General features: G+C 74.2%; 13 protein-coding genes and 5 tRNA genes. 8 read left to right on the top strand and 10 right to left on the bottom strand.

Annotated elements, in window-relative coordinates; translation table 11 throughout:
• The first annotated feature begins 220 nt into the window (after positions 1–220).
• Complete coding sequence (locus ACZ58N_RS26665; RefSeq protein ID WP_471164627.1) at positions 221–826, top strand: CGNR zinc finger domain-containing protein; 606 nt, start codon at positions 221–223, stop codon at positions 824–826.
• On the opposite strand, the gene ACZ58N_RS26660 is transcribed toward ACZ58N_RS26665, so the two are convergent.
• Positions 791–967: a hypothetical protein gene (locus ACZ58N_RS26660; RefSeq protein WP_281210944.1), complete on the bottom strand. Its 177-nt coding sequence runs from the start codon at positions 965–967 to the stop codon at positions 791–793. The genes ACZ58N_RS26665 and ACZ58N_RS26660 overlap by 36 nt on opposite strands.
• 164 nt (positions 968–1,131) lie before the next feature.
• A complete protein-coding gene (locus tag ACZ58N_RS26655; protein ID WP_471164624.1) occupies positions 1,132–1,581 on the bottom strand; it encodes a hypothetical protein in 450 nt (149 codons plus the stop codon).
• Positions 1,582–1,759: 178 nt separating this feature from the next.
• Here ACZ58N_RS26655 and ACZ58N_RS26650 point away from each other — a divergent pair, with 178 nt between their 5' ends.
• On the top strand, positions 1,760–2,254 hold the full coding sequence (locus ACZ58N_RS26650; protein ID WP_471164621.1) for a DsbA family protein: 495 nt from the start codon (positions 1,760–1,762) through the stop codon (positions 2,252–2,254).
• A gap of 98 nt (positions 2,255–2,352) precedes the next feature.
• Here the strand turns inward: ACZ58N_RS26650 and ACZ58N_RS26645 are convergent, their stop codons facing one another.
• From ACZ58N_RS26645 to ACZ58N_RS26635, 3 genes are read right to left on the bottom strand one after another with little or no spacing between them, the layout of a single operon-like run.
• Entirely contained in the window at positions 2,353–3,177 is an 825-nt protein-coding gene (locus ACZ58N_RS26645; RefSeq protein ID WP_471164618.1) for a GNAT family N-acetyltransferase, read from the bottom strand.
• A 32-nt stretch (positions 3,178–3,209) separates the two neighbouring features.
• Positions 3,210–4,028: an aminotransferase class IV gene (locus ACZ58N_RS26640; RefSeq protein WP_471164615.1), complete on the bottom strand. Its 819-nt coding sequence runs from the start codon at positions 4,026–4,028 to the stop codon at positions 3,210–3,212.
• Complete coding sequence (locus ACZ58N_RS26635) at positions 4,025–5,104, bottom strand: chorismate-binding protein (protein ID WP_471164613.1); 1,080 nt, start codon at positions 5,102–5,104, stop codon at positions 4,025–4,027. The genes ACZ58N_RS26640 and ACZ58N_RS26635 overlap by 4 nt, the downstream gene beginning before the upstream one ends.
• Positions 5,105–5,284: 180 nt before the next feature.
• On the opposite strand from ACZ58N_RS26635, the gene ACZ58N_RS26630 reads away from it, so the two are divergent.
• From ACZ58N_RS26630 to ACZ58N_RS26610, 5 genes are all read left to right on the top strand, one after another.
• Positions 5,285–5,357: transfer RNA gene (locus tag ACZ58N_RS26630), tRNA-Gly, on the top strand.
• A 41-nt stretch (positions 5,358–5,398) separates the two neighbouring features.
• Positions 5,399–5,472, top strand: a tRNA-Cys gene (locus tag ACZ58N_RS26625).
• Between the two features lies 1 nt (position 5,473).
• Positions 5,474–5,545 (top strand) — tRNA-Val (locus ACZ58N_RS26620).
• A gap of 19 nt (positions 5,546–5,564) precedes the next feature.
• Positions 5,565–5,636: transfer RNA gene (locus ACZ58N_RS26615), tRNA-Val, on the top strand.
• A 60-nt stretch (positions 5,637–5,696) separates the two neighbouring features.
• Positions 5,697–5,771 (top strand) — tRNA-Val (locus ACZ58N_RS26610).
• Between the two features lie 176 nt (positions 5,772–5,947).
• On the opposite strand, the gene ACZ58N_RS26605 is transcribed toward ACZ58N_RS26610, so the two are convergent.
• From ACZ58N_RS26605 to ACZ58N_RS26595, 3 genes are all read right to left on the bottom strand, one after another.
• Entirely contained in the window at positions 5,948–6,259 is a 312-nt protein-coding gene (locus ACZ58N_RS26605; protein ID WP_471164610.1) for a TFIIB-type zinc ribbon-containing protein, read from the bottom strand.
• A gap of 65 nt (positions 6,260–6,324) precedes the next feature.
• Positions 6,325–7,272, bottom strand: a complete 948-nt coding sequence (locus ACZ58N_RS26600) for a phosphotransferase (RefSeq protein WP_471164761.1) — start codon at positions 7,270–7,272, stop codon at positions 6,325–6,327.
• A gap of 960 nt (positions 7,273–8,232) precedes the next feature.
• Positions 8,233–8,418, bottom strand: coding sequence for a hypothetical protein (locus ACZ58N_RS26595; RefSeq protein ID WP_389707103.1), 186 nt, complete (start codon positions 8,416–8,418; stop codon positions 8,233–8,235).
• Between the two features lie 543 nt (positions 8,419–8,961).
• Between ACZ58N_RS26595 and ACZ58N_RS26590 the strand changes: the two genes are divergently transcribed.
• Positions 8,962–10,152, top strand: coding sequence for a serine/threonine-protein kinase (locus ACZ58N_RS26590; protein ID WP_471164607.1), 1,191 nt, complete (start codon positions 8,962–8,964; stop codon positions 10,150–10,152).
• A 52-nt stretch (positions 10,153–10,204) separates the two neighbouring features.
• Here the strand turns inward: ACZ58N_RS26590 and ACZ58N_RS26585 are convergent, their stop codons facing one another.
• Together ACZ58N_RS26585 and cobA are read right to left on the bottom strand one after the other, a co-directional pair.
• Positions 10,205–11,020 (bottom strand): TrmH family RNA methyltransferase, encoded by an 816-nt coding sequence (locus ACZ58N_RS26585; RefSeq protein WP_471164604.1) that lies wholly within the window; start codon positions 11,018–11,020, stop codon positions 10,205–10,207.
• Between the two features lie 42 nt (positions 11,021–11,062).
• Positions 11,063–12,358: a uroporphyrinogen-III C-methyltransferase gene (cobA, locus tag ACZ58N_RS26580; protein WP_471164601.1), complete on the bottom strand. Its 1,296-nt coding sequence runs from the start codon at positions 12,356–12,358 to the stop codon at positions 11,063–11,065.
• Between the last annotated feature and the right edge of the window lie 473 nt (positions 12,359–12,831).

The raw sequence follows: 12,831 nt of genomic DNA, 5'->3' as shown, positions 1-12,831 counted from the left end.
CGACACCGTCCGACTCGGGGCGACGGTGCGGGTCGGACAACCACATACGCACGCGCCGGCGCTGTTCTCGCGGAAGCCAACCGCGAGGGCGGCGCCGCGGCGCTCGGGGCTCCGGCGCCACCCGCTCCTCCGGGTAACCCCTTGCGGGAAGGCGCTAGAGTCGGCCACCAGCGGCGGCAGCCGACCGTCGCCGCAGGCCCGGCCTTCAGGGAGCGACCCCGTGCAGATCCCCCACGACACCCGTCGCGCGCTCGACGTCGTCGTCGCGCTGGTGAACACCGCGGCCGAACCGGACCAGCCCGACGGGCTCGCCGACATCGGCGCGCTGCGCGGCTTCGTCCAGGAGTACGCGATCAGCGACGTCGGCGAGCTCAGCGCCCGCGACCTCGCCGGGGTGCGCACGGTGCGCGGCAAGTTCGCCCAGGTCTTCGCGGCCCCGAACTCCCGTGCGGCGTCCGTACTGATCAACGAGCTGGTCGCCACGGCCGGCACCACGCCCCAGCTGACGGACCACGACGGCTACGACTGGCACGTGCACTACTTCGCGCCGGGCGCCTCGGTGGGCGACCACCTCGCGGCCGACGGCGGGATGGCACTGGCCTTCATCGTGGTCTCGGGCGAGCAGGAACGGCTGCGGCGCTGCGAGGCGCCGGACTGCCGGCGGGCCTTCGTCGACCTGTCACGAAACCGCTCCCGGCGCTACTGCGACAGCCGGACCTGCGGGAACCGCCTCCACGTGGCCGCGTACCGGGCGCGGCGCAAGGAGGCGGACGCCCATCCCGAGGCGGCGTCAGAGCATGAAGAGGTCGTGCACGGCGGCGAGTAGCAGCAGGGTCCCGATCACCCCCAGGAAGATCATCAATGGGGGTTGGGAGAGGGCGAACAGGCACCCTCTTCCTTCCTCGGCGAGTGGGGCCTCGGCGACGGGGGCGGGGGCCGGCGGATCGCCCGGCGATGTTTCGAGCATGTCGGGGCGATGATCGCGCAGCGCCCGGCCGATCCGCCCCCAACACGCCAGTACCGACGCGGTAGTTCGCCCGCACTCGTCACTTCAGGTGGTTCCCCGGGGCTTGCCCACCGCCGGGGGCCCCGCATGCGGTAGGGCGTCGGCCGGACCCTGCGGAGCCGCGGTCAGATGCCGTGCTTCTTGAGGATGGCCTCGATGTCGGAGAAGTCGTCCGCCGGAGCCGCCGGAGCCTGTCGGGCCGTGGGCGCCGGCCGGGATCCCGTGCCGAGCGAGGGCGCGGACGCGGTCGGGGCGACGGCATCGCGGGCCCGGTCTCCCCTGCCGACCTTCGCGGGCCCCGCCGCCGGACCCTTCGCGACGCGGCGGCGTTCGACCGTCCGCGTGATCACGAAGAGCAGCCAGGCCAGGCCCAACAGTCCGAAGCCGACCCACACCGACGGCTTGAAGACCATGCCCGACACCCACGCCACGACGCCCGTCAGCACCAGGCCGACCGGCACCAGCGAGTACGCCGCGATGCGCGTGGCGGCCAGGAACCGCTTGCGGTAGGCGGTCACCGCGGCGAGGCCCAGGCCGGCCGCGGACACCGCGGAACATATGGTCTCGGCAATCATGCGGTCCTCCGGCGGTGGTGGGGCGGGCGGGCGATCCGTCCCATACATCCTGCACCGGTCGGGGCCGTCCCGGCCATGCCCCGGGCCCGGGGCGGCCCGATCTCCGGGACATCTCCGGGTACCGCCTCCTCCCCAGGTCCCGGTCGGTGCGCGGGTACGGGGCTGGGAGACTGTTCCCATGACCGATTCCGTGATCCTCGACGTCTGGTGCGAACTCCAGTGCCCGGACTGCCACAGCGCCCTGGACGACGTACGCGCCCTGCGGGCCCGCTACGGCGACCGGCTGGACATCCGGCTGCGCCACTTCCCCCTGGAGAAGCACAAGCACGGCTTCGCCGCGGCACAGGCCGCCGAGGAGGCCGTGGAGCAGGGGCAGGGTTGGCCGTACGCGGAGGCCGTGCTGGCGCGGACCGCCGAGCTGGGCTCCCGCGGCGAGGCGCTGCTCCTCGATGTCGCGCGTGAACTCGGCCTGGACGTCGAGGAGTTCGACACCGCGCTGATCGACGGCCGACACATCCTGATCGTCGACGCCGACCAGGCCGAGGGCAAGGCCATCGGCGTGACCGGCACCCCGACCTACGTGATCGACGGCGTCCGTCTCGACGGCGGCAAGAGCCAGGAGGGCCTGCGCGCCCGCATCGAGGAGATCGCCGACCGGCTCCTCGCGGGCTGACGCCGGCCGGCCGCGGGGACCGGCGGGGTGCGGTGGAAGTCCCGCCCGGCCCGCGGGCCGCAGCCTTCGCGCGTCCGACGCCACTGTCACCACACCCCCTAGATCAGCTCCTTCGCGAGGTTGAGGGACGTCGTCCGGTAGCCGAGCGACGCGTACAGCCGCACGGCCGGGGTGTTGGCGCTGAAGACGTGCAGCGCCAGGATCCGGTGGCCCGCGTCGAGGGCGGTCCGCTCCGCCAGGAGCATCAGGTCGCGCCCGTGCCCGCGGCCCCGGTGTTCCTCGGCGACCTCGACGTCGAAGACGTACCCGTTCCCGTCGAGCGGGGCGACCCACACCTGCCCGACGGGCGTTCCCCCGGCCTCCAGGACGCGCAGGGCGACCCCGGGGGTGTCCAGCCCCCGGGACAGTTGCCGGTCGTGGTCGGCGGCCGACTTGGCGGCCGCGGCCTCGGGGGACAGGCCCCGTTCCACCCAGTTCGCGGCGTACGACTCCCGAGCCCGGGCGTTCCACACCTCGTACTCGGCCTCCGTCATGGGGCGGCCGAGCACCCCGGCCGGGAGCGCGGGCGGTTCGGCGGGGAGCTCCTTGGCCATGTTGCGGCTGTACTCGACGTATCCGAGGGCCCCGGCGAGCCGGATCCCTCCCGCGGACCCGGCCGGGACGGCGATCCGCACCCGTCGACAGCCCCAGCCCCGCAGGACCTCCTCGGCGGCGAGCGCGGCGACGGTCGCCCTGCCCCGTCGGCGGTCCGGCTCGTCGACGGCCAGCTCACGGATCTCACCGACCGTCGGCCCGAAGGGCGTGTCGGCGGCGATCAGGAGCGTCCCGACGCGCCTGCTGTTGACCCGGACCTCGTAGGGGCGCGAACGCGCGCCGCCCTCGCTCTGCTGAAGCGGCCCGCTCGGCCGCAGGGTGGTGGTCATCGTCGATTTGTACCCGCCCCGCGGCCCCGTGACTACGGGTCCAGGTCCGAGCCCGCGCGCTCGTCGAAGACCCGCATGGCCTTCGCGGTGACCGGACCGGGGGCACCCAGGCTCCGGCCGTCGACGCGGTGGACGCCCTGGACGTCGCGCAGGGTGGAGGTGAGGAAGACCTCGTCGGCGCGCTCCAGCACCGCGAAGGGGAGGTCGGTCTCCTTGGCGCCGGTCCACTCCACGGCGAGAGCCCGGGTGATTCCCGCGAGGCAGCCGGAGGCCACGGGCGGGGTGTGCAGTTCACCGTCCAGGACGACGAACACGTTGGAGCCGGTGCCCTCGCAGAGCTGCCCGACGGTGTTGGCGAAGAGGGCTTCGGACGCCTCCTCCCGGTGTGCGCGGGCCAGGGCGACCACGTTCTCCGCGTACGAGGTGGTCTTCAAGCCGGTCAGCGGGGACCGTTCGTTGCGGACCCAGGGGACGGTGATCACCGCGGTGGTGTCGGGGCGTCGGGTGGTGGCGCCGAGGGCGACGACCAGGGTGGGTCCGCTCCCGCCGCGGTCGGAGCCCAGCGGGGAGGGGCCGCCCGTGTAGGTGATCCGCAGCCGGCCGAGCTCGACCGGGTTGGCCTCCAGTACGGCGGCGCAGGCCCGGCGCACCTCGTCGAGGTCGGGGTCGGGCAGGCCGAGGCCGCGGGCCGAGCGGGTCAGTCGGTCGAGGTGGCGGGTGAGGGCGAAGACGCGGCCGCGCTGCGCCTTGAGCGTTTCGAAGACGCCGTCGCCCACGGTCATGCCGTGGTCCAGTACGGACACCTTCGCGTCCTCGGCGTCCCGCAGTGCCCCGTCGAGCCAGATCCTCACCGTACGGTCCCTCCACTCAGGTCGTGCGTCTCGTGTGTGCCCGACGCTACAGCCAGCAACCGGGCGGCCTTCAGCTCCGTCTCGGCCCATTCGCGGTCGGGGTCGGACCCCCAGGTGATGCCGGCGCCGGTGCCGAAGCACAGGCGGGGCCCGCCGGGCGCCTCACGGTCGATCCAGAACGTCCGGATGCCGACGGCGAGCCCCGCCGTGCGCCGGTCGGCGTCGACCCAGCCGATGCCACCGCAGTACGGGCCCCGCGGGACGGTCTCCAGCGCTTCGATGATCCGCAGCGCGGAGGACTTGGGGGCTCCCGTGACCGAGCCGGGCGGGAAGGTCGCGGCCAGCAGCTCGGGCCAGCCGGCGCCGTCGGCCAGTTCGCCGCCGACCGTGGAGACGAGGTGGACCAGGCCCGGGTGCTCCTCCACCGCGCAGAGCGCGGGGACGGTGACGGACCCGGTGGCGCAGACCCGGCCCAGGTCGTTGCGGACGAGGTCCACGATCATCACGTTTTCGGCGTGGTCCTTGGGGAGGAGGTCGCCCACGGTGCGGCCGGTGCCCTTGATCGGGCCGGACTCGACGTACCGTCCGGAGCGGCTCAGGAAGAGCTCCGGGGAGGCGGTGGCGATCTCCACGCCGTGCGCGGGGAGCCGAATCGTTCCTGCATAGGGCGCGGGGTTGCCGCGCGCGAGCAGGCTCGTCAGGGCGTCCACGTCGGCGGAGTCCGGGTCGGGCAGCGGGGCGGACATCACCCGGCAGAGGTTGGCCTGGTAGACCTCCCCCGCCGCGATGTGCTCCCGGATCCTGCGGACACCGGTGACGTACGCGGCCCGGTCCAGGGAGGAGGACCACTGGTCCGGATCGGGCCCGGACCAGGCGCCCGGCACGGGCGGGGGCACGGGATCGGGGCGCACGTCCCCGAAGCGCGCGCAGACCAGCCGGCCCTCGAAGTCGGCGGCCACCGCCCAGAACCCGGTCGAGTCCAGGGCGGAGGCGTCACTGGTGACGTCTCGGAGGTCGGTCGCGAGGAGGCCGCCGAAGCGGGCCAGGGGAGGCAGGTCGTGAGGCAGGTCGTGCACGGCTGCGAGTCTATGACCGGTGACGTGATGGCGCCGGAGAGGTGACGGTCGGGTGACCGGCGGTGATCGTGCGGCAGCACGCTGCGGAAACGCGTTTTTGAGCTGGCCCTGGAATCCGCTAGAGTTCAACACGTCGCCAGGGAGCGAAGGGGGAAAACCCCGGAGCGAACACGGTGACCTGCGGACGTAGCTCAGTTGGTAGAGCACCACCTTGCCAAGGTGGATGTCGCGAGTTCGAGTCTCGTCGTCCGCTCGAAGTGGGGGATTTCTTCCCGATGACCCCCGCAGCTCCATGGTGGAGTGGCCGAGAGGCGAGGCAACGGCCTGCAAAGCCGTCTACACGGGTTCAAATCCCGTCTCCACCTCCAAGGACGATTAGCTCAGCGGGAGAGCGCTTCCCTGACACGGAAGAGGTCACTGGTTCAATCCCAGTATCGTCCACTGATCCGCAAGGATCCCCGCGCGATTAGCTCAGCGGGAGAGCGCTTCCCTGACACGGAAGAGGTCACTGGTTCAATCCCAGTATCGCGCACGCAGTACACGGCACCAGATGTAGTACCGTTCCACCTGCGGCTTTCGAGCCGTGCATCCCGCGCGATTAGCTCAGCGGGAGAGCGCTTCCCTGACACGGAAGAGGTCACTGGTTCAATCCCAGTATCGCGCACCACCCGGAAGCCCCGGCCGTCGAAAGACGGCCGGGGCTTCCGCTTTGCCCGTACGGGCCGGCGGTCGGGATCGCACCGGCCCGTACGGTCCGGGTCGCGCGGGCCCGGTCGCGCGGGGCCGGTCGCGCGGGGCCGGTCGCGCGGGGCCGGTCGCGCGGGGCCGGTCGCGCGGGGCCGGTCAGGAGGAGAACAGCATCCGGCCGAAGCCGCCCTTGTGGTGGCCGTGGTGCCCGTGGTGGCCGTGTCCCCCGTGCTGCGGGGCGCCCCAGGCGGGGGCCGGGGCGGCGTGCGGGGCCGGGTACGGGGCCGGCGGTGCGGCGGGCGGCGGAACCTGGGGGTACTGCTGGGCCGTGTACTGCGACTCCAGCCGGGTCAACGCCTCCAGCTCGCCGTAGTCGAGGAAGATGCCGCGGCAGCCGCTGCACTGCTCTATCTGGACACCGTTGCGGTTGTACGTGTGCATCATCGCGTGACACTTCGGACACTGCATGACCCGATCAACTCCTCGCCGTCTGCTTCGACACCGGATGCATGCCCGGTGACGCGGCCCTCACCCTACGACGGGGCCTGCGGCTCCAACTCCGGCGGGAACGTGGCGATTCGGGCACAGGAATCCACCATCAGGCGTTCCGCCCCGTCGAGGGGGCGCCGTTCGGCCGCCGCCTTGGCCAGGGCCAGCGCCGCGCCCTGCACGGTCAGCGCCCTGGCCGCCAGGTCGAGTTCGGGCCAGGGGTCGCTGCCGGGCGGGCCGGCCGCCGGGCCGCCCGCGGCCCGATAGGTGTCCAAGAAGCGCAGCCACACCTCCGGGGCGAGCAGCCCGGCCGCGAACCAGGCCGCCGGTCGGGCCAGGTCCCAGGCGGGGGTGCCGAGTCCGAGGTCGTCCACGTCGATGAGCCGCCAGGGGCCACCGGGGGCGGGGTGCCGGACGAGCTGCCCGAGGTGGAGGTCTCCGTGGCACAGCACGCCGCCGGGCGGAGCCTGCCGCTCTCCCCGGACCCAGTCGGGCAGCGTCGCGGCCGCCGCCCGCACGGCACGGGCGGCGGGGGCGGGGCCAGGGAGGTGCGGGGGAAGACGCCGGGACGCGGGGGCGACCTGCTCCGTCGGGGACGGCTCCGGGTGCCGGGGCGCGGGAGGCGGCTCCGCGGCCCGGGCGGCCGTGGTGTGCGGGACGGCCTGTGCGAGGCGGCTCAGGGCGCGGGCCAGTTTGGCGGGGCCGCGCATCGGGGGAACCGGGCCGGGCAGGGAGTCCGGCGGGGTGCGGTGCAGGGCGGCCAGCAGTCGGGCGGCGGCCTCCCAGGGGGCGTCCTCGGGGCGCTCCGGGTCCACGGGGGTCCCGTACGGCCAGAGGGAGACGGGACGGCCGTGGAGGGTCCCGGTGCGCAGCGGGGGCAGCAGCACCCCGGCCAGGGGGCCGGCTCCGGCGATCCGCAACCGCAGGGCGAGTGCCTCCGGATCGGTGTCGGGGGCGTGCGCCTTGGCGACGGCGTCCCCGCAGCGCACCACGGTGCCGTCGTGCCGGTCCGCGAGGAGGGCGTACGGGCGGCCGCTGCCGCCCGACCCCCAGGCGGCGAGCGCGGCGGGCAGCACGGCGCTCACCGGGCGGCCCACCCGTGGGCAGGGGCATCGGCGGGCGTGACCGGTGACGCGACGGGCATGCACGGGCGTGTGGCGGACGTCGTGAGCGACGCGACGGGCGGGTACCGCCGCGCGGAGGGTGTGATCGGTGACGCGGCGGACGGGTACCGCCGCGCGGAGGGTGTGATCGGTGACGCGGCGGACGCTTTCGCGTCTGCGGCGCGCCGGCCTGTGGTGGCTTCGGCGCGTGTGGTCGTGCCCGGTGCGGTGTCCCGGATCATCCGGCCCCCTTCTCCCATCAGGAGGGTACGACCGATCGCGCCCCGGGGACGGAGGTGGCGCGGGGAGCCCTCGTGATGTCGCCGCGACGCCCGCCGGGGGGCGGGTGGGGAGCTCGGGGCGTGCCCGCGCCTTCGCGGCGGTGCCGGGGGCGGGGCGTTCCACGGTGACGCGGTCGCGCCCGCGACGATCCACCGGTCGGAGCTGCCCGAGCCCCCCGGCCCCTCGACCGCGCTCGGCATGGCGGACGAGGTCGTGCCGTGCCGCCGGGGCCGATGCCGAGGAGGGCGCTCCAGGTGTCCTTCGGGATGATCCTGAAAGCCCCACCTGCTCGGTTCCGAGCCGCAGTTGACCGGAGCGGGGGGGCGTTCCGACGCCTCCTCGTGGCCGCGGCCCGAGGTGTCGGCTCCGGGCAGGGCGATCCCGGTGACCGGGTCGGGGGTCGCCCCGCCCGGTGTGGGCGTTGAAAGTTGAAAAGGGTGCTGCCCGTCCGGCTCCCCAGCCGTACGGGCAGCACCCTTCACCTGCCGTCCGTCGCGCCCCCGTCCCCACGGGGTTCGACAGGCCGATGTCCCGGTCCGGGCCGCTCTCCCGGACCTGGTGCGCCGCTCAGCGCCCCAGCATCACGCCCACGGACGACGCCTGCGCCACCACCTGGTCGAAGCCTCCGAAGAGGAAGAGCAGGATGGCGGCCAGGGGGAGCACCATGGCCGCGGCCACCAGCGGGTGACGCGTACCGGACTCATGGCCGTTGAACGCGAATGCCTTGCGTCCCTGCCGTGCGATGTCCGCCATGGTCCTCTCCCTGTCGTTTGGCAGCGGCGGGCTTGACCTCGGGGGACGAGTGCGTCACCCGCCGCTTGTTCTCAACACTAGGCGGGCGCAAGGCCGCCGGCCTCATGCCCTCGTACCCATTGGCGGGCCTCCAGGAGGATGACGTACCCGCCCCCGACTACTCCCCTGGGTGGAGACCGCTCCCCCGTTGTGAGGGTCTTCCCGGAGGGGATGACCGGAGGGTAGTGACTTCGCTCACTTCCGTCACTCCCCGCGCACGCGTGTCCTCGTACGGGACGTTGACGCGCCCCTGCGGCCGTTCGGCCCGCCGGGGGCCGCGTCCACCGGTCCGGGCGGGCCGGTGGACTTCCAACCACCTTGGGGCGAGGGGCCCTTGGGGAATGTCACGGGTTCGGGGCAAAGAGTGCCCGATCGGGCGGCGCAACCCCCAAGTGGCCTGCCCCGTACTGACGATCGAATCCTCCGGCGAGGGCGCGGCCTCTGAGCGCGCATGGCGGATGGTCCGTAAGCTGTGCCAGGTCAACAGGACGACCGGTCAGCGGGGTGGACATGGCGATGATGCGGCTCCGGCGCGAGGACCCGCGTGTCGTCGGCTCGTTCAGACTGCACCGACGGCTCGGTGCGGGCGGCATGGGCGTGGTCTACCTGGGGTCCGACCGGCGCGGGCAGCGCGTCGCCCTCAAGGTGATCCGGCCCGATCTCGCCGAGGACCAGGAGTTCCGGTCGCGCTTCGCGCGCGAGGTGTCCGCCGCCCGGCGGATCCGCGGCGGGTGCACGGCGCGGCTGGTGGCCGCCGACCTGGACGCGGAGCGCCCCTGGTTCGCGACGCAGTACGTGCCCGGCCCCTCGTTGCACGACAAGGTCGCCGAGGAGGGCCCGCTGACGGCGGCGCAGATCGCCGCGATCGGCGCGGCGCTGTCCGAGGGCCTGGTCGCCGTGCACGAGGCGGGGGTGGTCCACCGGGACCTCAAGCCCTCGAACATCCTGCTGTCCCCCAAGGGACCCCGGATCATCGACTTCGGCATCGCCTGGGCTACCGGTGCGAGCACCCTCACCCATGTGGGTACGGCCGTCGGCTCCCCCGGCTTCCTCGCTCCCGAACAGGTACGCGGCGCAGCGGTCACCCCGGCCACGGACGTGTTCGCGCTCGGTGCCACCCTGGCCTACGCGGCGACCGCCGACTCGCCCTTCGGGCACGGCAGTTCCGAGGTCATGCTGTACCGGGTCGTGCACGAGGAGGCCCACCTCCAGGGAGTGCCGGACGCCCTCGCACCGCTGGTCTCGGCCTGCCTGGCCAAGGACCCGGAGGACAGGCCGACCACGCTCCAACTGTCGATGCGGCTGAAGGAGATCGCCGCCCGCGAGGCTCAGGGGCTCGGCGACGGCAGGCCGCCCGCGCAGCGCGCCCGGGCCGAGCGGCCGACGGGACGGATCGCCGACGAGTACGCCGAGCAGCGCACGGAGCGTCGTACGGGTGGCGGTACGCCCACGCCCCGGGCGCAGGCGCCGAACGGTGGGCCGCCGTCGCGTCCGTCGTCGCCGCGCAACCAGCCGGGCTCCACCGCGGGGCGTACGGCCGGGCGTACCGGCGGTGGGCGGCAGGCGCCGCGGACGACCGGGGCGGGACGGCGGCCGTCCCGGCCCGATCCGAAGCTGATGCGGCAGCGGCTGATCGTGTTCGTCGTGGTGACGTTGGTCGTCGCCCTGGGCATCGCCTTCGCGCAGCGGCTCTGAGGACGCCCGGGCGGACCGGCCGGAGCCGGTCCGCGGGCGCGTGCGGCGGGGGTTACGCCCCGGAGGCGCCGGCCACCGCGTAGAAGGCGACGGCCGCGGCCGCGCCCACGTTGAGCGAGTCGACGCCGTGCGCCATCGGGATGCGCACCCATTCGTCGGCGGCGACCAGGGCCTGCGTGGACAGGCCGTCGCCCTCCGCGCCGAGCATCAGCGCGACCCGGTCCAGGGTGCGGGGAGCCGCCCGGTCGATCGGGGAGGCCTTCTCGTGCGGGGTGAGGGCGAGCAACTTGAAGCCCGCCTCCCGTACCGAGTCCAGGCTCTTGGGCCAGGCGTCGAGGCGGGCGTAGGGGACGGAGAACACGGCGCCCATGGAGACCTTCACCGAGCGGCGGTAGAGCGGGTCCGCGCAGTCGGGGGACAGCAGGACGGCGTCCATGCCGAGGGCGGCGGCGCTGCGGAAGATGGCGCCGATGTTGGTGTGGTCGTTGACGGCTTCCATGACGGCGACCCGGCGGGCCGTGGACAGCAGTTCCTCGGCCGTGGGCAGCGGCTTGCGCTGCATGGAGGCGAGGGCGCCGCGGTGCACGTGATAGCCGGTGACGCGTTCGGCGAGCTCCGGGCTGACGGCGTAGACCGGGGCGGGGAGCTCGTCGATGACGTCGCGCATGACGTCGACCCACTTGGCGGAGAGCAGCATGGAGCGCATCTCGTAACCGGCGTCCTTGGCCCGTCTGATGACCTTCTCGCCCTCGGCGATGAACAGGCCTTCGGCGGGCTCGCGCCGGCGCCGGAGTTCGACGTCGGTCAGGCCCGTGTAGTCGCGCAGGCGCGGGTCGTCGGGGTCTTCGACGGTGATGAGATCAGCCACAGGGTGATACTGCCTTGTCCTGGGTGTGGTGCCAACGGCCTGTCAGGCGCCGGCGGTGGGGAGTTCGGGGGTCGATCCGGAGACGGGGGCCGCGGGGTGCGCGGGGGTTCCGGGGGTCGCGGGGGTTCCGACACGGACGACCTCGCCGATGACGATGACGGCGGGCGGCCGGACCTCCTGGGCGCGGACGGTCTCGCCGACGGTGGCCAGGGTGGCGTCCACCCGGCGCTGGGTGGCGGTGGTCCCCTCCTGGATCACGGCGACGGGGGTGCCGGCGGAACGGCCGTGGCGGACCAGGGCCTCGGCGATCAGACCGATCTTGTCGACGCCCATCAGGATGACCAGGGTGCCGGTGAGCTTGGCGAGGGAGGCCCAGTCCACCAGGGAACGCTCGTCGTCGGGCCCGACGTGGCCGCTGACCACGGTGAACTCGTGCGCGACGCCGCGGTGGGTGACCGGAATGCCCGCCGCGCCGGGTACCGAGATGGAGCTGGAGATGCCGGGCACGACGGTGCAGGCGATGCCCGCCTCCGCCAGGGCCTGGAGTTCCTCCATGCCGCGACCGAAGACGTACGGGTCGCCGCCCTTGAGCCGGACCACGGCCTTGCCGGCCTTCGCGTGCTCGATCAGGGCGTTGTTGATGGCCTCCTGGGCCATGAACCGCCCGTACGGGATCTTCGCCGCGTCGATGACCTCGACGTGCGGCGGGAGTTCGTCGAGGAGGTCGCGGGGGCCGAGCCGGTCCGCGATGACGACGTCGGCCTCGGCCAGCAGACGACGGCCACGGACGGTGATCAGGTCCGGGTCGCCCGGGCCGCCACCGACGAGGGCGACGCCGGGGGTGTTCTTGTGACGGTGGCCGGGGGCCACGAGGGAACCGTCGCGCAGGCCCTCGACGACGGCGTCCCGGACGGCGGCGGAACGGCGCGGGTCGTTCCCGGTCAGCACGGCGACGGTGACGCCCTCGACGCGGCCGGTGGCCGGGGTCCAGGCGGTCGCGGCGGAGGCGTCGTCGGCGCGGACGCACCAGACCCGCTCGCGTTCGGCCTCCGCGGAGGCGCGCTCGTTGTCGTCCCGGTTCTGCGTCGCGATCAGGGCGTACCAGGCCCCGGCGAGGTCGCCGTCCTGGTACCGGCGGCGCTCCCACCGGATCTCGCCGGTCTCGGCCATCGCGTCCACGGAGGGGGTCGCGGAGGGCGAGATGAGCAGGACGTCGGCACCGGCCGCGATCAGCGCGGGCAGACGGCGCTGGGCCACCTGGCCGCCACCGATGACGACGACGCGGCGCCCGGCGAGGCGGAGGCCGACGGGGTAGGCGGGGTATGCCGGGTTTGCCATGGCGGTTGCGGCTCCTGATGCGGCGGGGGTTGCGTGCCGCTGCGGCGCTGGAGCGGCGGGGGGACTGACGTGCGGTTTGTGGTCCGGGTCCACCTTACGGCGCGGGTGCCCCGGCCGGGCGTGGCGGGGTAGGACGGGTGCCCTGGCCGGGCGGGCCGGGGTAGGGCGGGTGCCCTGGCCGAGCGGGCCGGGGTAGGGCGTCGGTGAGCCGGCCGGGCAGGGCGGGGAGGGACGGGTGCCGTGACCGGGCCGGGCGGGGTAGGGCCGGTGCCTTGGCCGGGCCGGGCGGGAGGGGCGTCGGCAAGCCTGTGGAGATCGCCCGTGGGCGTGACGGAGAGCCTCGCGGGACCCCGCGGACGGGTTCCCCGGGGGCGGCCGGCGGGCCGGGTGCTGGTGGCGGCCGGCCCGGGGTACCTCGCGGGGGTGCCGGGGCACCTCGCCGGACGTCCGGGCCGCGCCGGCCGGGCGGAGCC

The organism is Streptomyces sp. NPDC040432, assembly GCF_055595445.1.
This window is presented reverse-complemented; position numbering and strand designations above follow the sequence as displayed.